Raw genomic sequence first — 19,935 nt, forward strand, 5'->3', positions numbered from 1 at the left:
CCGGCACGAGAACTCCCCGCCCCGCACGCGTCGCCGTGCGGGGCGGGGAGTTCTCGTACGGTCACGCGCCCGTCACCGTCGGGCGGCGAGGAAGTCGTGCAGCAGCCGTTCCTCCTCCGCGGTGAGCGGCAGCCCGAACGTGGTGCGTACGGCGTCCACGGTCTCGTGCGGGCGCAGGACGCGCAGGCGCTGCTCGCCGCTGCGGTACTCGGTCATGAACTCGTTGTTCCTGAGCCGGTACCGCTCCTCGTCGTTGGCCCTCTGCACCACGAGCTGTCCGACGAAGGGCGAGCCGGGGCGCGTGGAGCTGACGTAGTGTGCGGCCTGGAAGTCGACGGCGTACTGGGGCTCGGCGCGGAAGGCGTAGATGTCGAACCAGCCTTCGGGCCGCCGGTACTGCAGGAGCCAGTGGCCGTCCTCCGTCGTCAACCGCCACGACCAGCCGGCGACCGTACTCTCCGCTCCGGGACGCAGAGCGAGAGGTTCGATGAGCGCGGCGTAGCCGTAGCCGGGGTCGGCCAGCCACACGGTGTCGTCCGCCCGCACCAGAAGGGCCGTGTGGGAACGGAACCGGCGCTTGCCGCTGCCCTCGCGGATGCGGACCAGGAGCCGGGTGACGGGGAATCCGAAGCGGTCCAGCGCGGCGGCGAACAGCAGGTTCGTCTCGTAGCAGTAGCCGCCGCGGCCCGCCTGGACGATCTTGCGCTGGACGGCGTCGATGTCGAGGGAGACCGTGCGCCCCAGGGCGATGTCGACGTTCTCGAAGCAGACGGAGTCCCGGTGCGCGCGGTGCAGGGAGCGGAGCGCCGCGAGGGAGGTCTCGCGCGGCCCCCGGTAGCCGATGCGGGTGAGGTAGGCGTCGAGGTCGAGCTGTTTGCTGCCCCACTCCGGCGAGTCGTCGACCACGAGGGGCATGCCTGAGGTGTCCATGAGCGTCCTTCCGGTGCGAGAGGTGGGTCGGGTTCGCACGGCGGTGCGGCGTGCGGCTCGACCGGATGCCGCACGCCGCACGCCGCGGCGCTGGGAGTGTCACCACTCCACGCGGACGTCGTACTCCTTCACCCACGCGTCGAACTCGACCAGGCGCTCCATCACGGCCCGCATGCCCCACAGGCCGCCGAGACCGGCGTAGGACTCGACGGGCTTGTCCAGCAGCTTGCGGATGCCCTCGGCGGGCACGAGGTCGAGCACGGGCGAACCGTCCAGCAGGGCCTCGACCTTGGCGCGCAGGGCCCGCACGTACTCCACGTCCTGGGTGGACGGGTAGGGGCTCTTCTTGCGCTCCAGCACCGACTCGGGCAGGACGTGGCTCGCGGCGGCGCGCAGCAGGCTCTTCTCACGGCCGTCGAAGGTCTTCATGGCCCACGGCACGTTGAAGACGTACTCCACCAGCCGGTGGTCCGTGAACGGCACCCGCACCTCCAGGCTCGCGGCCATGCTGATGCGGTCCTTGCGGTCCAGCAGGAAGTTCTCCCAGCGGCTGATGTTGAGGTAAGACAGCTCCCGCATCCGCGCCTCGTCGGCGGACTCGCCCTCCAGGCGCGGCACTTCGGCGAGCGCCTCGGCGTACCGCTTGGCGACGTACTCGTCGAGGCCGAGCCGGTCCCAGAGGCCGATCTCCCTCATGGTGTCCAGGCCGCCGAGCCGGCGCCAGGCGTCGTACCAGGGGAAGGTGTCGCCCTCCACGGCCTCCTTGTCGAAGAACCAGTTGTAGCCGCCGAAGAGTTCGTCCGCGGTCTCGCCGGACAGGGCGACCGTCACCTGCTCCTTGAGGGCCTTGCACAGGTGGTAGAGGGAGTGCTCCATGTCGCCGGTGGAGATGGGCAGGTCCTGGGCGCGCAGCACCCGCATGCGCACGTCCTCGTCGAGGACGTGGTGGCTCTCCAGCTCGACGATGACGTGCTCGGCGCCGGAGCGGCGGGCGACGTCGATGGCGTACGGCGTGTCGGGGTCCATCCAGATGCCGTTGCCGCGGAAGTTCTCCTCGTTGTTCTTGAAGTCGATGGAGAAGGCCTTGATGCGCTCCTGCTTGCCCTGGTCGCGGAAGACCTTGGCGGCGAGCGCGGTGATGGCGCTGGAGTCGAGGCCGCCGGAGAGCAGGGTGCCCACCTTGACGTCCGCGACGAGCTGGCGTTCGACGATGTCCTCGAGGAGTTCGCGGACGCGGGTGACGGTGGTGTCGAGGTCGTCGGTGTGCGGGCGGGCCTCCAGCTGCCAGTAGGTGCGGATGGTGTGGCCGCCGCGGTGGAAGCGCACGACGGTGCCGGGCACCACCTCGTGCATGCCCTGGAAGACGGCGTGGCCGGGGGTGTTGATGATGGCGAAGATCTCCGCCAGGCCCTCGCGGTCGACGACCGCCTCGGCGTCGGGGTGCGCCAGGATGGCCTTGGCCTCGGAGCCGAACAGCACGCCGTCGGGCGTCGGGTAGTAGAAGAGGGGCTTGACGCCCATGCGGTCGCGGACGAGGAGGAGTTCCTCGGTGCGCGGGTCCCACAGGGCGAGGGCGTACATGCCGTTGAGGCGTTCGGCGAAGTGCTCGCCCCACTCCAGGTAGGCGTGCAGGACGACCTCCGTGTCGCTGGAGGTGCGGAAGGCGTGGCCGAGACCGACGAGTTCCTCCTTCAGCTCGCGGTAGTTGTACACCTCGCCGGTGTAGACGAGGACGGGGAGGCCGTCGCCCTCATCGGTGACGTGCATGGGCTGGCGGCCACCCTCCAAGTCGATGATGGAGAGCCGGCGATGCCCGAGGACGGCGTGCGGTGAGATCCACACACCGCGGTCGTCGGGGCCCCGGCACGCCAGCGTCTCCGTCATGGCCGACGCCGTCCCGCCGTGTACCGACAGATCGTGGTCGTAGGCGACCCAGCCTGTGAGTCCGCACATCGAAGTCCCAGTCCTTTCGTTGCTGTGGTGGTGCAGGGCGGGGGGATGGAGTGGTGCTCAGGGCCGCGGCACCCAGCCGGCACGGTCCCAGTAGGTCAGGTGGGGCTGGGCCGACACCGTGCCGACCCGTGCCACCCGCTCGCCGCCGAGGACCATCACGGTGGGCCGGTCCGGGGTGAACACCGGCCAGGCGGGCGCGTGTTCGCTGCTCGGTGTCCCGCCGCGGGCGAAGGCCGCCACCAGGTCGATCAGTGTGTCCGAGATCCGCCGCTCCAGTGGTCCGTGCCCGTAGTCGGGAGCGTTGACCGGCAGCGCGAACGTGCCGAAGAGGAACTTCGCGACGGCCTCGTGCGGGGTGGTGCCGGCGTACGGCGGCCTGAGCGGGTGGGCGAACTCCATCAGGTACTGCGGCGAGGCGGCGGGGTCGCGTTCGCGGGCGTGCCGTTCGGCCAGCCGCACGATCTGGTAGCGGAACAGCCCGTCGCCCCACACCTGTGTCCACACCGACACCGGGTCCCGGGGCAGGCCCTCCTCCTCGGACGCCCGCCGGTAGTGGGCGACGCAGTCGTCCACCTGCTCGTCGGTGACCTTGACGGCGCCCTTGTCGAGGACCTCGCGGACGGCGGCGCGCAGTCCGGCGTCGTCGGCCGGGTGCGGGCCGGGGTAGGGGTATCCGGGTCCGGTGGTGAAGAAGGAGCCCTCGGTGCGGCAGTAGATGGGCATCATCGGGATGCGCGGGGTGGGCAGGGCGTGGTCGTAGCCGCGCATCCACCGCCCGTCGACGATCGGCCCGCGGTACTCGCGTGCGCCCTGCACGAACCGTTCGGTGGGGCTGCCCGCGTACACCTCGTCGAAGGCGTCCCGCAGTTCGGTGGCCGGTACGCCGCGCAGGCCCGGCACGGTGGTACCGAAGCGGCGGGCCAGGTACCGGTAGACCCCGCGGGACTCCCTGGGCGTGGTGGAACTGGCCGGTTCCCACACGTGCTTGACGCTGATCGGGATGATCCTCTTGATGATGTCCCGCAGTTCGGGCAGCAGGGCGAGCTGCCAGGTGCTGGAGCCGCCCGCGGAGGTGCCGGAGACGGTGATGTTGTCCGGGTCGCCGCCGAACGCGGCGGCGTTGTCGCGCACCCAGCGCACCAGCGCGACCTGGTCCTGCAGGCCCCAGTTCGCGCAGGATCCCGTGGTCGGGTCGGTGAGGTCCTCGTGCAGGCCCCAGCCGAACACGCCCAGGCGGTAGTTGAAGTTGACGACGACCATGCGGCCGTGGACGGCGGTGCGGGCACCGTCGTAGTCGGGCTCGCTGCCCGCGCCGAGCATCCAGCCGCCGCCGTGGATGTAGACGAGGACCGGCAGACGGCCCGCCACGTCCGGGGTCCACACGTTGGCGTAGAGGCTGTCCTCGCTGCTGTCGGGCAGGTAGTCGCCCTGCAGGGAGGGGGCCGCGAAGGCGGTGGCGTCCCGTACGCCCTGCCAGGGCTCGGGCGGCCGGGGCGAGGAGAACCGCAGCGGGCCCACCGGAGGAGCCGCGTAGGGCACGCCCCGGAAGACGGTCAGTCCGTCGGCCCGCTCTCCGGCCACTCGTCCCGCCGTCGTCCGGACGACCACTGTGCGACTGGGCATCTGGTGAACCTCATTTCCCGCCTCGGTGTTGTCGGGGGCGGCGCGGCGCGCACCATGGGGCACAGTGATCGTCGTCCCGGTGCCGGGCCGGCCGCCAACCGCCGGTCGTTACTCCGTCAAGTCAGGCCGCGTCCGCCGCGCGGTGCGGGGGCGGCGGGCCGCCGGGGCCCGGCGCGGACAGCAACCGGTCGGGCGGGGCGGTCAGTTCGCGGCCGGTCAGGGCGCGCAGGGTGCGGTAGGCGGTGGCGTCGCCGGCGAGGACGCCGCCGCGCAGGACCCGCCCCTCGGGGTCGAGGACGAGTTTGGCGTAGGTGCCGGCCGTGTCGTCGCGCAGGACGTACTCCACGGCGCCCTCGGTCTCGGCGTGGGCGTCGCCGAAGCTGGCCACGTCGACGCCGAGGAGTTTGAGCTTCGCGGCCGTGTCGGGGTCGGCGAAGGGGGTCGTGGGGCGGTCCAGCAGCCGGTCGGCGACGAGTTCGGCCATCCGGTAGCCGGGGGCGACCAGCCCGTAGGTGCGGCCCCGGACGGCCGCGCACTCGCCGACGGCCCAGATGCGCGGGTCGTCGGTGCGGCACAGGTCGTCGACGAGGAAGCCGCCGCGTGCGCCCGTGGCGAGTCCGGCGGGTCCGGCCAGTTCGTCGCGGGGGCGCACGCCCGCGGAGAACACCACCAGCCGGGCGTCGAGCGCGGTGCCGTCGGTGAGGGTGACCCCGCCGACCCGGCCGTCGGCGGCCGGGCGGATCTCGCGGACGGCGGTGCCGCAGTGCACCCGCAGTCCGAGACCGGTGACGAGCCGGGTGAGCACGTGTGCTCCCCCGTCGTCGAGCTGCACCGGCATCAGCCGCGGCGCGAGTTCCACGACGTGGGGTCGAACGCCGAGCAGCCGCAGCGCGTTGGCGGCCTCCAGGCCGAGCAGGCCGCCGCCGACCACGACACCGGGGAGGCCCTCGCGTGCCGCCTCGCGGAGGGCGTCGAGGTCGTCGAAGGTGCGGTAGACGAAGCAGCCGGGCAGGTCGCGCCCCGGCACGGGCGGCACGAACGGCCGGGACCCGGTGGCCAGTACGAGGGCGTCGTAGCGGGTGACGGTGCCGTCGGCGGTGGTGACCGTGCGGGCCCGCCGGTCGATGCCGGTCACCGGGGCGGCCGTACGCAGCTCCACCAGGGGGTCGGTGAGGAAGGCGCGGTCCGCGAGGGTGAGGTCGGCGGCGCTCCTGCCCTCCAGGTAGGACGACAGGGCGACCCGGTTGTAGGCGGGGCGGGGCTCCTCGGCCAGGACGACGGCACGCCAGGTGCCGTGCCGGTCGTGGGCCCTCAGGTGCTCGACGAGGCGGTGGCCGGTCATGCCGTGTCCGACGACCACCAGGGTGCGCGGGGTGCGGGTCATGCGCTGTTACCTCCGGTCGCCGAGGTTCCCGTGGCCGAGGTTCCCGTGGCCGAGGTTCCGGTCGCCGACGCGAGGACCAGGCGGACGTCGCCCGCGCAGCCGCCGCAGCCGGTGGTGGCGCGGGTCGCGGCGGCGATCCCCGTCAGGTCGCGGGCACCGGCGCGCCAGGCGCGCAGCAGGTCGGCCTTGGTGACGTGGTTGCAGTGGCAGAGCACCGCCGCGTCCGGCAGTTCGACGCGGGCGCGGTGTGCGCCGGCCGCGGTGCCCAGCAGGAGGGCGAACCGGTCGGACGGCACCGGCAGGTCGCGCGCGTACAGCTGGGCGAGCGCGGCGGTGGCGCGCGGCAGGCCGATGAGGACCGCGCCCGCGACGCGGTCCCCGTCGAGGGCGAGCGCGGCGTGGCGGCCCCGGGCGGGGTCGGACAGGGTGATGTGCCGGGTGGCGCCCGACGGGTCGGGCGGACCGAGGCAGGCCAGGTCGAGGCCGGGCGCCCTCAGCCGCAGCACGGGCCGGCCGGCGCGGTGGTGCGTGTCGTGACCGGCGAGGATCCGGGCGAGGCTCTCCGCCTGTTCCCAGGCGGTGCCGACCAGTCCGGGCACCTCGCCGCCGAACTCGGCGCAGTCCCCGAGGGCGTGGATGCGCGGATCGGCGGTGCGCAGGCGCCGGTCGACGACGATGCCCGTGCGGACGGCCAGTCCGGCGCGCCGGGCGAGCGCGGTCTCGGGTTCGACTCCGGTGCACAGCGCGAGCGCGTCGGCCCGCAGGACCTCGCCGTCGTCGAGGACCAGCTTGCCGGGCCGGTACTCCACGGCGGCGCGCCCCGTACGCAGGAGGGCGCCGACGGAGCGCAGCCGGCCCGCGAGCAGGGCACCGGCGGTGCCGTCGAGCCGGTCGTGCAGGGGGTGCGGCCCGGGGTGCACGAGGGTGACGTCGCGGCCGGCGCGCAGCAGCGCGAGGGTGGACTCGATGCCGAGCACGCCGCCGCCGAGCACCACCACGCGTCCGTCCGCGAGCCGTTCGGCGTCGTCGGGGGTGCGCAGGGTGGTGGCGCCCTCGGTGAGCCGGCCGTCCGCGGTGAGTACGCCGGGCAGCCGCGGGATCCTCGGCCGGGCGCCGGTGGCGAGCACCAGCCGGTCGTAGCGGAGGGTCTCGCCGGTGTCGGTGCGCACCAGGCGGCGGGCGCGGTCGACGGCGGTGGCGGTGACGCCGGGCCTGACGCGCACGCCGTCGGGTGGGGCGGGTAGTTCCAGGTCACCGGCGGTGAGGCTGCCGTCGAGGACGGAGGTGAGCAGCACCCGGTTGTAGGCCGGCCGCGGCTCCGCGCCGAGGACGGTGACCGGGCCGCGGTGTCCGTGCGCCCGCAGCCGCTCGACGAGCCGGTGCGCCGCGGGTCCGTGGCCGACGACGAGGACGTGGTGCGTGGCGGTCATGGCGGGCCTCACGGCGCGTCGGTGCCGGGTTCGATCCGCACGGCGCAGACCTTGAACTCGGGCATCTTGCTGCGGGGGTCGAGGGCGGTGCCGGTGATCAGGTTGGCCCGGCCGGCGCCGGGATGGTGGAACGGCAGGAACACCGTGTCCGTGCGCATGCTGCCGACCAGCCTGACCCGCGCGACCGTGGTGCCGCGGGCCGAGGTGACGCGGGCCGTGCCGCCCTCGCGCAGGCCCGCGCGTTCGGCGGTGTCGGGGTGGATCTCGACGTACGGCTCGGGGGCGGCGTCGTTGAGTTCGGGCACGCGGCGGGTCTGCGCGCCGGACTGGTAGTGGGCGAGGACCCGGCCGGTGGTGGCGTACAGGGGGTGCTCGGCGTCGGGCGTCTCGGCCGGGTCGCGGTGGTCGACCTCGGCGAACCGGGCGCGGCCGTCCGGGGTGGCGAAGCCGTCGAGGAAGAGGCGGGGCGTGCCGGGGTGCGGCTGCCCGCCGGGGCGTTCGGGGCAGGGCCAGTGCAGGGCCTCCCCCGCGTCCAGCCGCTCGTAGGTGACGCCGGAGTAGTCGGCCGTACCGCCGCGGGAGGCGCGGCGCAGTTCGTCGAAGACCTGGCGCGGCGCCGTCGGGTAGCGGTGGGCCGGTTCGCCGAGCCGGACCGCGAGGCCGTGCAGGACCTCCAGGTCGGTGCGCACGCCCTCCGGCGGGGGCAGTAGCCGGCGGCGGCGCAGCACCCTGCCCTCCAGGTTCGTCAGGGTGCCCTCCTCCTCGGCCCACTGCGCGACCGGCAGGACGACGTCGGCGGTCCGCGCGGTCTCCGAGGGCACGAAGTCGGCCACCACCAGCAGGTCGAGGGCTGCCAGCCGGTCGGCGACGTGGGCGGAATGGGGCGCGGACACCAGGGGGTTGGAGCCGAACACCAGCAGGGCGCGTGGGCCGCCCTCGGTGCCGAGCGCGTCGAGCAGTTCGTAGGCGCTGCGGCCGGGGCCGGGCAGGGCGTCCGGTGTGGTGCCCCAGACCCGGGCGACGTGGGCCCGTGCCTCCGGGTCGGTGATCATGCGGTAGCCGGGGAGCTGGTCGGCCTTCTGCCCGTGCTCGCGGCCGCCTTGGCCGTTGCCCTGTCCGGTCAGGCAGCCGTAGCCGCTGCCGGCGACCCCGGGCAGGCCCAGGGCGAGGGCGAGGTTGATGAAGGCCGCGGCGGTGTCGGCACCCTTGCTGTGCTGCTCGGCGCCCCGTCCGGTCAGCACGTAGGCCCGGCGCGCCTCGCCCAGCAGCTCCACGGCGGCGCGCTGTTCGGCGACGGGGACGCCGGTGACCTGTTCGACGCGCTCGGGCCACCAGGTGACGGCGCGCCGCCAGGCCGCGTCGAAGCCGGTGGTGCGCTCCTGGACGTACTCCTTGTCGCACCAGCCGTCGCTCACGGCGATGTGCAGCAGCCCCAGCGCCAGCGCGAGGTCGGTGCCGGGCACCGGCTGCAGGTGCAGGGCGGCCCGCTCGGCGGTCTTGGTGCGGCGTGGGTCGACGACGATCAGGTCGGCGCTGCGCAGGTGCCGCATCAACGGGGGCATGGTCTCGGCGGGGTTGGCGCCGGCGAGCAGGACGGTGTCGGCCGTGTCGAGGTCGGCGACGGGGAACGGCAGTCCGCGGTCCAGGCCGAAGGCGGCGTTGCCTGCCGCGGCGGCCGAGGACATGCAGAACCGGCCGTTGTAGTCGATCTGGCTGGTTCCGAGGGCGAGTCGGGCGAACTTGCCCAGCAGGTAGGCCTTCTCGTTGGTGAGGCCGCCCCCGCCGAACACGGCGAGTGCGTCCGGGCCGTGCTCGTCGCGGATGCGCCGCAGCCGCGCGGCGACCGTGTCGAGAGCGGTGTCCCAGCCGACCGGGGCGAGACGGCCGTCCGGGCCCCGCAGCAGTGGCCGGCGCAGCCGGTCCGGGACGTCGAGCACCGCGGGCGCGGTCCAGCCCTTCTGGCACAGGCTGCCGTCGTTGACGGGGAAGTCGGAGGGTTCCACCACGGTTCCCGAGGCGCCGTGGCCGAGGCGGGTGCCGCACTGCAGGGCGCAGTACGGGCAGTGCGTCGCCACGCTCGTGCGCGGCGCGTTGTCAGGCACGGGTGACCTCCGAGGACTCACCGGCCGGGCGTCCGGCCCGCCACGCCTGCCGCGCGTCGCCCGTCGGGGTGCCGTGCGGGGTGCGCAGGTAGACCAGCAGGGTGACGCCCACGCACACCGCGTAGAAGGCGAGGAAGAACCAGAAGGCCGGCTCGCCCGTGCCGCGGCTGCCGTAGGACGCCCGGAAGGCCAGGTTGACGACGACGCCGCCGAGCGCGCCGACGGCACCGGCGATGCCGATGACCGCGCCGGTCAGGCGGCGGGCCCGGGCGAAGGCCTCGGCCGCGTCGTGGCCGGCGGTGACGGCGGCCTCCGCCTGCCCGGCGAAGACGACCGGGATCAGCTTGTACGTGGAGCCGTTGCCCAGGCCGCTGAGCACGAACAGCACCGTGAAGGCGGCGACGAACAGCGCCAGCGAGTGGTGGGCCGAGGCCACCAGCAGCAGGAGCGTGCCGGCGCCCATGGCGAGGAAGTTCCAGAAGGTGACCCGGGCGCCTCCCCAGCGGTCGGCGAGCCGGCCGCCCAGCGGGCGGGACAGCGAGCCGAGCAGCGGCCCGAGGAAGGTGAACCCGACGGCCTCCAGCGGTGTCGAGCCGAACTGGTTCTGCAGCACGAGCCCGAAGGCGAATCCGTACCCGATGAACGAGCCGAACGTGCCCAGGTACAGCAGCGAGATCCACCAGGTGTGCGGGTTGCCCACCGCCTCGCGCAGCGCGCCCGTCGAGGCCGGGCCGGTGTCGACGTTGTCCATGCCGAGCGCCGCGAGCACGGCGGCCAGGGCGATCAGCGGCAGGTAGGCGGCGATCACGTAGGCGGGGTGGGTGTCGCCCGCGGTGGCGATGACCAGCAGGCCGACGAGCTGGATGACGGCGACGCCCAGGTTGCCGCCGCCGGCGTTGAGACCGAGCGCCCAGCCCTGGTGACGCCGGGGGAAGAAGTGGGCGATGTTGGTGGTCGAGGAGGCGAAGTTGCCGCCGCCGACGCCCGCGGTCGCGGCGATGAGCAGGAACACCCACAGGGGTGTGCCGGGCCGCTGGACGAAGTACAGCGCCGGCACCGCGGGCACGAACAGCAGGACCGAGCTGAACACGGTCCAGTTCCGCCCGCCGAACCGGGTCACGGCGTAGCTGTAGGGCAGTCGCAGCAGTGCCCCCACCAGGGTGGGGGTGACCACCAGCAGGAACTTCTCGCTCGGGGCGAAGCCCAGGCCGATGGCCGGGGACATGAACAGCACCAGGACCGACCACATGCTCCAGATCGAGAACCCGATGTGCTCGGAGAGGATGGACAGGACGAGGTTGCGTCGGGCGACGTGCTTGCCGGTGCGCTCCCAGAACTCCTCGTCCTCCGGATCCCAGTGCTCGATCCTGCGTCGGGAGGCGCGCAGTGCCGTCATCGGGGGCAACTCCTCGGCTGGGGGCGGCGGCCCGGCGCGTGGCGCCGGGCCGCCGTGCGGGGGGTGACGGGGGCGCGGGCCCACGGGGGGACGGGCCCGCGCCCCGAAGAGGCGACGGTGCGGGATCCGGTACCTACACGTCCGTCCGCTCCGCCTTCAGCAGCCGGGCCAGCTCCAGCCGCTTGATCTTGGTGGTGGCGGTCTGCGGCAGGTCGTCGAGCTTCCACTGCACGGGCTCCGCCATCGCGGGCAGACCGACCACCGCGGACCTCCAGGCCGCCGGGTCGAGCGGCTTGTCGTCGCGGGTGCACACCACGGGCAGGGGCCTGCCGTCCTCGTCCGGGACGATGATGACCTCGACGAGATCCGGTATCCGGGCGAAGAGGGTGTCCTCGATCTCCAGGGTGCTGTCGATGCCCTTGATCTCGTCGACCTCCCGGTCGAGCAGGTGCAGGCAGCCCCACTTGGTGCGGTAGCCGAGGTCGCCCATGCGCCACCACTCGCCGTCGGCCTGCTTCTCCCAGCGCGCGTGCTCACCGAGGTAGGTGACGATCCGTCCGTCGGAACGCACCTCGATGTAGCCCGGGTTCGACTTGGTGGGCCGCTTGCCGTCCCGGCTGACCACCCGCACGCCCGTCATGCCGGGGAACGGGGAACCCACGCAGCGGCCGTCGGCGTCCGCGCCGCGCTTCTTGGTGTAGGTGCGCCCGGCGATCGGGCCGACCTCGCTCTGCCCGTACATCTGGACGAACTGCGGTGACTCGCGGCGGGACGCGGTCAGCATCAGGTGCACGGTGCGCGGGTGGATGGCGTCGAAGGTGCTGCTGAAGTACTTCACGTTCGCCAGCGGCCGGCGCGGGTCGTCGACCAGCACCTCCCAGCGCAGGAACGTGTTGGGGTGCGCCTCTATCAGGCCCGGAGGGGCCTGGCGGAACACCTCGGCCACGACCTCCGGGTCGTCGTCCCGGAGGATGATCAGCGGGTGTCCCTGGAGGATCGTGATGGGCATGGCGGTGAACATCCGCGAGTGCACGAAGGACACGTGGATGGCCACCGGTTCGCTGCGGCCCACCAGGGAGGCCACCGTGCCCTGGGGGCGGTAGCGGGCCTGGAAGGTGCGCCCGGTGTGCACCGCCAGCTTGGGCGTTCCGGTGGTGCCGGAGGTGTGGGTGACCAGCGTCGGGTGGTCCGGGGGCATGGTCACCGGCGCGACCCGGGTCGAGCCGGCCAGCGAGGCGAGCGTGACGGCCTCGTCGTGACTGCCGGAGGCCAGGAGCACCTGCCGGGCCAGGCCGAAGATCTCGGCGGGCAGGTGGTGGTCCAGCTTGTCCTGGTCGGTCACCAGGTAGGGCCGGTCCACGCGGCGCACCAGCTCGCACACGGTGGCGCCGTCGAGCTTCGGGGACAGCAGGACCGGGACGGCGCCGATCCTGGCCGTGGAGCAGGCCAGGAGCGTGATGTCGAACCCGTCGGTCTTGTGGACGACCACGCGCTCCCCGGGCCGGACGCCGGCCGCCCACAGCCGGGAGGCCAGGTCGTCGACGAGGTCGGCGACCTCCGTCAGCGTCATGCGGCGCCCGCGCTCCGGAGCGACGTCGAGATCATGGTCGAGAATCACGGGATTCGCCGGGTGCCGGGCCGCGGCCCGGTCGAAGAGCGTGCCCAGCCGAATTCCCTTGTTTCCGATGCGCTGGAGAAACATCTGCCCACCCTCTCATCCGCCGTGACTGTTCCTCAGCCGTGCGGCGGGCCGTTTGAATTCAGGCTCCCGTACGGTTCACCGGGAATGGTCACCGCTTTTCGATGACGTCCTTGATGCGCTTCAGCGTGGCGTCGAGGTCCTGCTCGAGTTTGGCCGTCCAGTCGGCCACGAAGCGCTTGCGGTCGTCCTCGTCGAGGTCGGCGACGATCTTGTGGATGCCGGCGGTGGCGCGGCCCATGCGGAAGTGGTGGGTGAGCACGGAGCCGTCCTCGGCGGGCGCCATGTCGAAGCCCCAGATGCTCTCCTGGTCCTCGCGGGCGTGGGTGAGCATCATCCACTGGAAGGTGCGGCCGGGCTCGGCGGCGGTGATGCGGCACTCGGTGTGCCAGACGCCGCGCACCAGGGGCGCCCAGGCGACGACGTCCTCGCTGCGGAGGTTCTCGCCGCGGAAGACGGCGCCGACGGTGGACGGTTCGCCGGAGACCCACGTGCCGCCCCGGCATTCGGGGCTCCATTCGGCGCTGCGCGGCAGATCGCTGACGACGGAGTAGACCTCGAGCGGGGTCGCGGAAATGTGAATTTCGGCCTTGAGCTCGAAGAGCGGCGAGGTGTCGATGATTGACTGAGTCATGTGCAGAATTCTGTCGAGGCTGCCCGGCGCCGGTCAAAGAGCGGCTTTCTCATTTGTCAGGTCTGAATTCCCGCATTTCACCGGCGCCGTGCGCCCCGTTCCCCTCAGGTGCCGTCGGTGACACTCAGCACGAGTTTTCCGTGCACCTTGCCCTCCTCCAGCCGGCGGTGGGCCTCGGCGGCGTCGCTCAGGTTCAGCCGCTCGACGGCCCGGGGCCTGAGGCTGCAGTCGGCGACCAGCCGGTTGATGGCGCTGGCGGCCTCGGCGAGTTCCCCGGAGGTGGCGTGCGAGATGGCGAAGCCGTGGATGGAACGGTCCCTCAGGTAGAGCGGCCCCACCGGCAGCACGGGCCGGGAGCGCAGTCCGGCGAGCAGCACGATCCGCCCCCGCCCGGCGAGCAGGTCCACCGCGGTCTCCAGGTCGTTGGTGCCCGAGGCGTCGAGGTAGAGGTCGGCACCGGCCGGGGCGGCGGCGCGGATGCGGCCGGGCACGTCGGGGTCCCGGTAGTCGACGACGTGGTCGGCGCCGAGGCCGCGGCAGTACCCGGCGTCCCGCGCGGAGGCGACGGCCACGACCCGGGCGCCCGCGGCGGCGGCCATCACCACCAGGGCGCTCCCGACGTTCCCGCCCGCGCCGGCCACGACGACGGTCTCACCGGAGCGGAGCCGCCCGTGGGTGAACAGGCCGAGGTAGGCGGTCGCGGCCGGATGGGCCAGCGCGACGGTCTCGTACGGGTCGGCGCCCTCCGGCAGGCGGTACAGCCGGTCGACGGGCACCACCACCCGCTCGGCGGCGGCCCCCTGACGGCCGTCGTGGCCGAGGCTGTTGCACCACACCCGGTCGCCGGGCCGGAACCGGTGGACTCCGGTGCCGACCGCGGCGACGGTGCCGGTGAGGTCCCGGCCTATGACGAAGGGGAAGGTGAGCGGGGTGCGCCAGGCACCCGAGCGCACGAAGGTGTCGACGTGGTTGACCGAGACGGCCGTGACGTCCACCAGGACGTCGGTCGGCCCCGGTTCCGGCGTGGGCTGATCACCGTAACGGATGACGTCCGGAGATCCGAGCTGTTCAATGTAGGCAGCACGCATCATGGTCAGGGATTCTGGCAAAGAGGCCCCGGCCTCGTCCGCGAGCGGCCCGGACGCCGTCGCGGATCTGTCAGATCGGAACCGTCTCTGTCAGATCCGCCTCGTTCTCTGTCAGGTCCACGCCGTTCAGACCAGGTTGAGACGTGCCAGTTCCCGCCGGGAGCCGACGCCCAGCTTGGGATAGGCCTTGTACAGATGGTGCTCGACGGTCCTGGGGCTGAGGAACAGCTGCGCGGCGATCTCCCGGCTGCTGTTGCCGTCGGCCGCCAGCCGGACCACCTGCAGCTCCTGCGGGGTCAGCCGGTCGAGGACGTTCTCCGCGGTGGCCTTGGCGCCCGTCGTCGCGTCACCCGCCGCACGCAGCTCCGCACGCGCGCGCTCCCCCCAGGGCACGGCGCGCAGCCGCTCGAAGTCCCCCAGGGCGGACCGGAGCGTGTCACGGGCCTCGCTGCGGCGCCGGGCCCTGCGCAGCCACTCCCCGTACAGCAGCGCCGTACGGGCCCGTTCGAAGGGCCGCCGGCCCTGTCCGTGCAGCCGGACCGCCTCCCGGTAGTCCTCCTCGCGCCCGTCGACCAGCGCCCGGCACCGGTGGGCCACCGCCAGCGCCCACGGCTGCCGGCCGGCCCGCGCCCAGGCCTCGAAGGCGCGCATCGGCCGCTCCGCGCGCTCGGGCTGCCCGAGCCGTACCGCGGCCTCCACCTGATCGGCGACGGTGGCCATGGCCATCGCGGTGTGGCGCTGCGGCCCCGGGCCGACGGCGGTCTCCAGCCGGCCGAGGGCCGCCTCGTAGTCACCGCACGCCAGTTCCAGCAGGCTCAGGGCGCTCTCGCCGGCCACCCGGCCGACGTCGGGGACGTCCCGCATGAGGTCGCGGCAGCGCTGCTCGTCGCCCTCGATCGCGGCGATCCGGGCGGGAACGCCGTTGAGCCAGGCGACGCGCTCGCGCAGCCCGGTGTCGCGGGCGATCTCCACGGCCTCGGCCACCGACGCCTCGGCGTCCCGGTGGGCCCCGGCGAGCACCTGGCGTTCCGCCAGCAGGTGCAGGGCCTGGGGCAGGGCCCCGATGAGGCCCTGCGCGCGGCAGCGGGCCACCTCGGCCGCGGCCAGTTCCATGGCCGTGGCATCGTCGCCGAGCAGGATCGCGCTGTGCAGGGCGCGGGTGCGCGCCGCGTCCGAGCCGTCCTGGCCGGCGGCGACGGCGCGCGCCAGCAGGGGCAGCCCGCGGGCGTAGTCGTCGTCGACGAGGTGGGCCATGCCCTCCACCATCGGGTCGGCCTCCCCGAGGGACGCCAGCCGCTCGGCGGCCTCCCGCACGGAGTCCGCGTCGCCGGCGAACCAGCCGTACGTGGCGCCGGTGCGGAGCATGGCGGGGCCGAGGCCGGGGCCGGCCGTGTGGGTCCGCCGCAGCAGCAGGCGTGCGGCCTCCCGCTGGTCCCCCGACTCGAACATCACGGCGGCCCGCACGGGGGCGAGCCGGGCCAGGTCCTCCGGTTCGGGGGTCATGCGCTCGGCCTGATCGGCCAGGTCCCGGGCCTGGCCGGCGTGACCGGCGTTCAGGGCGCAGGTCGCGGCATCGGTGAGCCGGTGGACCTGGGCGCGGCGGTCTGGGGTGAGCCGGGCGGCCTGCTGGTGCAGGAGCGAGGCGGCGGCGTAGGCGCTGCGGTCGGCGGCCCGCTCGGCGGCGGCGACCAGTTCGGAGGCGACCTCGTCGTCGGGTGAGGTCGTGGCCAGCGGCAGGTGGCGGGCCCGGCAGTCGGGGTCCTCCGCGGCGTCGGCCAGCGCCTGGTGGACGGCGATCCGCCGGGCCAGTACGGCTCCCTGGTAGGCGGCGGTCCCGATCAGCGGGTGGCGGAACACGACGGTGCTCTCGGTCACCTGGATCAGCCCCGCCCGCTCCGCGTCCTCCAGGTCCTCCAGACCCACGCCGAGCGTGCGGGCCGCCTTCATCTGCAGCGGCAGGTCACCCCGCCCCTCGGCCGCGGCGAACAACAGCGCCAGCCGCGTCTTCTCGGGGAGCGCGGCGATCTGGGTGCGGTACGACGACAGCACCCGGTCGGCGACGGTCACGGGCGTGAAGCTGCCGGGGTCGTCGCGGCGCGCGGCGCCGAACTCGATGAGCGCCAGCGGGTTCCCGGCGGACTCGGCGATGACCTGGTCCCGCAGGGCGGGGGGCAGCCCCAGGTCGGCGAGGAGGCTCACCGCGTCGCCGGTGTCCAGCCGGGAGGGGCGCACTTCGGTGAGCCCGGGGGCGGCGAACCCCTCGTCCCGGGTGGCGAACACCATGGCCACCTGCTCGGCGGCGAGCCGGCGGGCGGCGAAGAGGAGCGCGTCGGAGGTGGCCTGATCCAGCCACTGGGCGTCGTCCACCAGGCACAGCAGCGGCCCTTGCTCGGCCAGGTCCGCCAGGAGCGTGAGCACGGCCAGGCCGGTCAGGAACCTGTCCTGCGTCCGGGTGTGGCCCGTCCCGAGGACCGCCCGCAGGGCGTCCGCCTGGGGTTCGGGTAACCCGTCCAGCCGGTCCTGCACCGGCCACAGCAGCTGCACCAGCCCGCCGAAGGCCAGGTCCGCCTCCGGCTCGACCCCGGTGACCCGCAGGACCCGCATGCCCGACGCCGACGCCGACTGCGCCGCCCGGTCGAGCAGGGCTGTCTTCCCGATGCCCGCCTCACCGCGCAGGACCAGGGCACCGCTGCGTCCCTCACGGGCCCGGGCGGTCAGTTCTTCGAGCGCCGCAAGCTCGGTGGACCTGCCGTACAGCACGTAGGTGCCCCCACTCCCCGTGATGCGGCCCACCGGTAGGCAAGCCGTGCCGACGTACGTATCCGGTTTAAGAAATCTTACTGATTCGGCCTGACCTCCCCCCTTCCTACGGTGTGGAACAAGCCGGTTCCCCGATGGAGGAGATTGTGAGCCACTTCTTCGAACCGCTGCCCCTGGGCAAGCTGACGCTGCCCAACCGGCTCGTCATGGCGCCGATGACGCGCAGCCGGGCCAGGGACGGCGTACAGACCCCGCTGGCGGCCGACTACTACGGACAGCGCGCCGGAGCGGGCCTCATCATCACCGAGGGCACGCAGCCCTGCGTGATCGGGCAGGGATACATCGACACACCGGGCGTGCACACGCCCGAGCAGGTGGAGGCATGGCGTCGGGTGACCGACGCGGTGCACGAGCGGCAGGGCAGGATCTTCGTGCAGATCATGCACTCGGGCCGCATCGGACACCCGAGCCTCTACCCCGACGGCGCGCTGCCGCTGGCTCCCTCGGCGGTGGCCTCGGGCGGCCGGATGTACACGCCGGAGGGCATGCTGGACCACCCCACGCCCAAGGCCATGGACCTGGAGGACATCGCCCGTGCGGTGGAGGACCACATCTCCGCCGCCAAGTACGCGATGGACGCCGGGTTCGACGGTGTGGAACTGCACGGCGCCAACGGCTACCTGATCCACCAGTTCCTCGCCGACAACACCAACCTGCGCACCGACGCCTACGGCGGCAGCATCGACAACCGCATCCGCTTCGCCGTCGAGGTCGCCCAGGCGGTCAGCGACGCGATCGGCCCCGAGCGGGTCGGCATCCGCCTCTCCCCCGCCAACACGGCCAACGGCATCGAGGAGAGCGACTCCGCCGCGCTGTACGAGGCCCTGATCCGCGCCCTGGCGCCGCTCAACCTGGCCTACGTCCACCTGATGGAGTTCGGCGGCCGTGACATCACGAAGCTGATCCGGCGCGAGTGGCCGGGCGTCCTCATCCTCAACCCGCACGCCACGGGCGAGGAGGCCGCGGTGACGCCCGAGGCCGCCGAGGCGGTCCTGGCGGAGGGCCTGTGCGACGCGGTGAGCATCGCCTCGCTGTGGCTCGCCAACCCCGACCTGCCGGCGCGGATCAAGGCCGGCGGCCCCTACAACACGCCGGACCCGGAGACCTTCTACGGAGGCGACCACCGGGGCTACACCGACTACCCGACACTGGACGGCTGATCCCCCGGGCAGGCGGCAGCGGGGCTCCCGGTCGGCGCCCGGCCCGCCCCGCCCCGCTTCCCTCCTGCCCCCATCCCCGACTCCCTGGCCCGGCAGGCGCCTTCTCCCCCGAAGGGCTGCACGCCGGACCGGGCCAGGGTGGTCCAGCGACGACCGACCGCTCAGGGAGCACAGATGAGCAACTCACTCGCCGAGTCCGGCGCCCCGGGTCCCGCCGCGCCGGGCAGAAAACCTCAAGCAACCGACACCCGCGACCCGTTCCGCGGACCCGCGGCCCTCTGGCTGGCCCTCATGGCCGGCCCGCTGTCCTTCGGCATCGCGGGCCCCGCCCTGGTCCTGGACGACGCCGCGAAGGACCTCGGCGTCTCGACCGGGGCCGCCACCTGGACGGTGACCGCGTTCGGCTGGGGCATAGCCGTCGGAACGCCGCTGCTGGCCGGGCTGCTGGACCGCCGCGGGGCGCGCAGCGCGCTCACCGTGTGCGGTCTGCTCGTCCTGCTGGGGGCGGGTCTGGTGGCCGGCATACCCGTCCTGCCGGTCCTCGTCCTGGGCACCGCGCTGATGGGTCTCGGCACGGCCGGCCTCACGGCGACGGCCATGAGCCTGGCCGGCTCGGCCCGCGCCATGGGACTGGTCACCGCCTCGCTCGCCGTGGTGGGTTCGACGGCGCCGCTGGCCGGTTCCCTCGTCAACGACGTGCTGTCCTGGCAGGCCGCCCTGGCGCTGCCGGTGCTGAGCGCGGTGGCCGTGCCCTTCGCGGCGGCCCGGTGCGGGCACGGCGCTCCCGCAGGGCGGGAACCGTTCGACCCCTTGGGCGCGGTGCTGCTGACCGCGCTGGTCACCGCGTTCGTGTTCGTGCCGCACACGCCTCTGGTGGCCGGCGTGTGCTCCGTCCTCGCGGCGGGAGCGCTGGCGGCCCAGGTGCGCGCGCGGCCGCGGGGCTTCGTCCCCGCCGTCCTGGTCCGCAACCCGGGCTTCCTGGTCTCAGCGGGCCTCGCGTTGTGCCTGGCGGTGGTCAACTTCGGCATGATGTACGCGATTCCGGAGCGGCTGGAGGATCACACGTCGTGGTCCACCAGTGAGATCGGCGTCGCCATGGTGTGGCCGCTGCTGCTGGGCGGTGCACTTTCCTGGTTCGTCGTGGCGGTCTCGGCGCGGACAGGGCACCGGGTCGTGATCACCGCGCTGGTGGGTCTCGCCCTCGCGGGAACGGTGCTGGCAGTCGTCGGCACATCCGCCGCGGTCCTGCTGGCCGCCCAGGCCCTGACCTCGATCGCGGCGGCCTCGGGCCAGGGAGCGTTCGCAGTGCGCGCCGCCTCGGCCGTCCCCGACGACCAACGCCCTCCGGCCATCGGCCTGTTCAACCTCGCCTATCTCCTCGGTGCCGCCTTCGGCCCTGCCATCGTCTCGCTCCTGTCGCTCTGACGCCGGCAGCCCCGATCCGGGTGTGCCGTCACACCACACGGGTGTGACGGCACACACCCCGTTTCCCAGAGCCGTCAACTGGCATAATTTCCATGGGGGTTCGCCAGGGACAGCGAGCCGTGAGCCTGCTTGGCGGCCATCGTGGCGGTCCGCAAGCCACCAGGTCACCACGTAGGAAGAGAGGCTCTCGGCTCTCGGCTCGCGGAATGCACACGGGTGTCCTCCCCGTTGCACCGGTGGAGCTGCGACCCGTGCCACTCGGCCTCGTGCACCGTCACTGCCGGCGGTTGG

13 protein-coding genes are annotated in these 19,935 nt (G+C 73.4%); 2 read left to right on the forward strand and 11 right to left on the reverse strand.

All coding sequences use genetic code 11. The annotated features are described in order from the left end of the window. Positions 1–72 precede the first annotated feature (72 nt). From GSY65_RS10275 to GSY65_RS10325, 11 genes are all read right to left on the reverse strand, one after another. Positions 73–930 (reverse strand): arylamine N-acetyltransferase family protein, encoded by an 858-nt coding sequence (locus GSY65_RS10275; protein ID WP_159767040.1) that lies wholly within the window; start codon positions 928–930, stop codon positions 73–75. A gap of 99 nt (positions 931–1,029) precedes the next feature. Then, entirely contained in the window at positions 1,030–2,883 is a 1,854-nt protein-coding gene (gene asnB / locus GSY65_RS10280) for an asparagine synthase (glutamine-hydrolyzing) (protein ID WP_159767041.1), read from the reverse strand. 57 nt (positions 2,884–2,940) lie between these two features. Next, a complete protein-coding gene (locus GSY65_RS10285) occupies positions 2,941–4,506 on the reverse strand; it encodes a carboxylesterase/lipase family protein (protein ID WP_159767042.1) in 1,566 nt (521 codons plus the stop codon). A 121-nt stretch (positions 4,507–4,627) separates the two neighbouring features. Continuing rightward, entirely contained in the window at positions 4,628–5,890 is a 1,263-nt protein-coding gene (locus tag GSY65_RS10290) for an FAD-dependent oxidoreductase (RefSeq protein ID WP_159767043.1), read from the reverse strand. Next, positions 5,887–7,320, reverse strand: coding sequence for an FAD-dependent oxidoreductase (locus tag GSY65_RS10295; RefSeq protein ID WP_159767044.1), 1,434 nt, complete (start codon positions 7,318–7,320; stop codon positions 5,887–5,889). The genes GSY65_RS10290 and GSY65_RS10295 overlap by 4 nt, the downstream gene beginning before the upstream one ends. Before the next feature lie 8 nt (positions 7,321–7,328). Beyond that, entirely contained in the window at positions 7,329–9,422 is a 2,094-nt protein-coding gene (locus GSY65_RS10300) for a molybdopterin oxidoreductase family protein (protein WP_236579728.1), read from the reverse strand. After that, positions 9,415–10,818: a nitrate/nitrite transporter gene (locus GSY65_RS10305; protein WP_159767046.1), complete on the reverse strand. Its 1,404-nt coding sequence runs from the start codon at positions 10,816–10,818 to the stop codon at positions 9,415–9,417. Before GSY65_RS10305 ends, GSY65_RS10300 begins: the two co-directional genes overlap by 8 nt. A 133-nt stretch (positions 10,819–10,951) precedes the next feature. Next, entirely contained in the window at positions 10,952–12,520 is a 1,569-nt protein-coding gene (locus GSY65_RS10310; protein WP_159767047.1) for a class I adenylate-forming enzyme family protein, read from the reverse strand. Positions 12,521–12,608: 88 nt separating this feature from the next. Continuing rightward, on the reverse strand, positions 12,609–13,151 hold the full coding sequence (locus GSY65_RS10315) for an SRPBCC family protein (protein WP_159767048.1): 543 nt from the start codon (positions 13,149–13,151) through the stop codon (positions 12,609–12,611). A 104-nt stretch (positions 13,152–13,255) separates the two neighbouring features. Continuing rightward, the gene (locus GSY65_RS10320; RefSeq protein WP_159775774.1) at positions 13,256–14,239 is read right to left on the reverse strand and encodes an NADPH:quinone reductase; all 984 of its coding nucleotides are present in this window, start codon (positions 14,237–14,239) and stop codon (positions 13,256–13,258) included. Between the two features lie 126 nt (positions 14,240–14,365). Further along, on the reverse strand, positions 14,366–16,999 hold the full coding sequence (locus GSY65_RS10325) for an ATP-binding protein (protein WP_159767049.1): 2,634 nt from the start codon (positions 16,997–16,999) through the stop codon (positions 14,366–14,368). 134 nt (positions 17,000–17,133) lie between these two features. On the opposite strand from GSY65_RS10325, the gene GSY65_RS10330 reads away from it, so the two are divergent. Continuing rightward, a complete protein-coding gene (locus tag GSY65_RS10330) occupies positions 17,134–18,219 on the forward strand; it encodes an alkene reductase (RefSeq protein ID WP_159767050.1) in 1,086 nt (361 codons plus the stop codon). A 174-nt stretch (positions 18,220–18,393) separates the two neighbouring features. Further along, positions 18,394–19,644 (forward strand): MFS transporter, encoded by a 1,251-nt coding sequence (locus GSY65_RS10335; protein ID WP_159767051.1) that lies wholly within the window; start codon positions 18,394–18,396, stop codon positions 19,642–19,644. Positions 19,645–19,935: the final 291 nt, after the last annotated feature.

It is taken from the genome of Streptomyces sp. HM190, from assembly GCF_009857135.1.
In the GTDB taxonomy this organism is placed as follows: Bacteria; Actinomycetota; Actinomycetes; order Streptomycetales; family Streptomycetaceae; genus Streptomyces; species Streptomyces heilongjiangensis.

What these genes read in the sequence shown, in the direction of transcription:
- GSY65_RS10320 (WP_159775774.1), bottom strand. Translation starts at nt 14,239, where the DNA reads ATGCGTGCTGCCTACATTGAACAGCTCGGATCTCCGGACGTCATCCGT.
- GSY65_RS10285 (WP_159767042.1), bottom strand. Translation starts at nt 4,506, where the DNA reads ATGCCCAGTCGCACAGTGGTCGTCCGGACGACGGCGGGACGAGTGGCC.
- GSY65_RS10330 (WP_159767050.1), top strand. Translation starts at nt 17,134, where the DNA reads ATGGAGGAGATTGTGAGCCACTTCTTCGAACCGCTGCCCCTGGGCAAG.
- GSY65_RS10305 (WP_159767046.1), bottom strand. Translation starts at nt 10,818, where the DNA reads ATGACGGCACTGCGCGCCTCCCGACGCAGGATCGAGCACTGGGATCCG.
- GSY65_RS10290 (WP_159767043.1), bottom strand. Translation starts at nt 5,890, where the DNA reads ATGACCCGCACCCCGCGCACCCTGGTGGTCGTCGGACACGGCATGACC.
- asnB (WP_159767041.1), bottom strand. Translation starts at nt 2,883, where the DNA reads ATGTGCGGACTCACAGGCTGGGTCGCCTACGACCACGATCTGTCGGTA.
- GSY65_RS10295 (WP_159767044.1), bottom strand. Translation starts at nt 7,320, where the DNA reads ATGACCGCCACGCACCACGTCCTCGTCGTCGGCCACGGACCCGCGGCG.
- GSY65_RS10275 (WP_159767040.1), bottom strand. Translation starts at nt 930, where the DNA reads ATGGACACCTCAGGCATGCCCCTCGTGGTCGACGACTCGCCGGAGTGG.
- GSY65_RS10315 (WP_159767048.1), bottom strand. Translation starts at nt 13,151, where the DNA reads ATGACTCAGTCAATCATCGACACCTCGCCGCTCTTCGAGCTCAAGGCC.
- GSY65_RS10310 (WP_159767047.1), bottom strand. Translation starts at nt 12,520, where the DNA reads ATGTTTCTCCAGCGCATCGGAAACAAGGGAATTCGGCTGGGCACGCTC.
- GSY65_RS10335 (WP_159767051.1), top strand. Translation starts at nt 18,394, where the DNA reads ATGAGCAACTCACTCGCCGAGTCCGGCGCCCCGGGTCCCGCCGCGCCG.